The organism is Novosphingobium resinovorum (assembly GCF_036352595.1).
In the GTDB taxonomy this organism is placed as follows: domain Bacteria; phylum Pseudomonadota; class Alphaproteobacteria; order Sphingomonadales; family Sphingomonadaceae; genus Novosphingobium; species Novosphingobium resinovorum_B.
In genome coordinates, this window is sequence record NZ_JAZFAX010000133.1 from 1 (window position 1) to 273 (window position 273).

The window sequence follows — 273 nt, forward strand, 5'->3', positions numbered from 1 at the left end:
GCTCCAGCCAGGTATCCTGGTGCTGCTTGTTGAAGATGTAGTTCAGCGCCGCCGGATCGGTGATCTCCCCCAGCGGGTTGATGGCGACGCAGCTCTTGCCGCTCAGGCTCTCGTACAGCGCCGCCTGGGCGACGGTCGCAGCATTGAGGTTCGGGTTGCCGGTGGTCCCGTTGCAACCGTAGACCGCCTTGTAGAGCGCCGAGGTCACGAGGCCGGTGGTGTTGAGGCTCTGGTGGAAGCGGCCGTGCGTCCAGGCGACCTCGTAGTCGAGCC

General features: G+C 65.6%; 1 protein-coding gene. It reads right to left on the minus strand.

Annotated elements, in window-relative coordinates; translation table 11 throughout:
- A partial coding sequence (locus V2S85_RS27370; protein WP_330705892.1) for a hypothetical protein occupies window positions 1-273 on the minus strand: 273 nt, incomplete at both ends.